This window comes from Kineococcus glutinatus (assembly GCF_039542765.1).
Taxonomy (GTDB): domain Bacteria; phylum Actinomycetota; class Actinomycetes; order Actinomycetales; family Kineococcaceae; genus Kineococcus_A; species Kineococcus_A glutinatus.
Genome location: NZ_BAABIL010000403.1, coordinates 1 through 1,322, shown reverse-complemented (window position 1 = coordinate 1,322; position 1,322 = coordinate 1). Strand labels below are relative to the sequence as shown.

Annotated in this window: 1 protein-coding gene; it reads left to right on the top strand. The window is 79.0% G+C overall.

The genetic code is table 11. The features are described 5' to 3' along the window. On the top strand, window positions 1–1,322 hold a 1,322-nt coding region (locus ABEB16_RS14670), incomplete at both ends, for an MMPL family transporter (RefSeq protein ID WP_345712979.1).

Sequence of the window (1,322 nt, the reverse complement as noted above, 5' to 3'; positions counted from 1 at the left end):
CCCGGCACGGCGGGGCGCCGCCGCCGCGCGGGCAGGCCCTCACCCGGTTCAGCGCCGACCACCGCTGGTGGGTGCTGCTGGCGTGGGCGCTGCTCGTCGCCGCCGCGGTGGTGCCGCTGAGCCGCGGCACGACGACGACCGGGGAGATCGACGAGCTCGTCGGCGACTCCCGCGCCGCCGCGGTGGCCCTGGAGGGCGCCGACTTCGGCGAGCCGCGCACCGAGACCGTCGTCGTCACCGCGCCCGGCGCCCTGGACCCCGCCGCCGTCGCGGCGCTGCAGGCGGAGGTGGAGCGCACCTACGCCGCCACCCCGCACGTCACCGGTGTCGAGCGGGGGGCGCTGTCCGCCGACGGGCGCACGTGGGTGGTGGCCCTCGTGATGGACACCCCGCCGGAGGAGGACGGGGCCGAGGACGTCGCCGCCTCACTGGAGCGCACCGCGGACCTGGCGCGGGCGCACCCGGGCTGGCAGGTCGGGCAGGTGGGGCCCGCCTCGATCGACCGGGAGGTCGGCGAGCAGCTGGACGCGGAGTTCCGCCGCGCGGAGCTGCTGAGCATCCCCCTCACCCTGGTCGTGCTGCTGCTGGCGTTCGGCTCCCTCGTCTCCGCCGTCGTGCCCGTGGTGCTGGGGCTGGTGGCGGTGGTGGTCGCCCTGGGGCTCACCGCCCTCGTCTCCCGCGTCCAGCCCGTCGCGGACACGGCCGCCAGCCTCACGCTGCTCATCGGGCTGGCCGTCGGCGTGGACTACGCCCTGTTCGTGCTGCGCCGGGCCCGCGCGGCCCGAGCCGAGGGGGCGTCGGTGCGGGACTCGGTGCTGCTGGCCGCCCGCACCTCCGGGCGCGCCGTCGTGGTCTCCGGCGCCACGGTCGTCGTGTCCATGACGGGGATGCTCGTGGCGGGCGGCCTCTACACGTCCCTGGCCCTCGGCGGGGTGCTGGTCGTGGCGGTGGCGGTGCTGGCCTCGGCGACGCTGCTGCCGGCGGTGCTCGTGGTGCTGGGCGACCGGGTGGAGGCCGTGCGGCTGCCCCGGCTGCGCCGCCGCGGCACCCCCCGGTCGGCGGAGACCGCGCCGGGCCGCTTCTCGTGGAGCCGTCTCGCGGCGGCCTCGGCGGCCCGTCCCGCCGTCGCGCTGGTGGCCGGCGGTGCGGCCGTGGTGGCCCTCGCGGTGCCCGCGCTGGGGATGCGCACCGCGCTGCCCGGCGCGGACGCGCTGCCGGACCACTTCGACACGGTGGCGGCGGTGCAGCGCCTCACGGCCGCCTTCCCCGACTCCGGCGCCACCGTCGACGTCGTGGTGCGCGCCGAGCCCGGGGACGCGGCG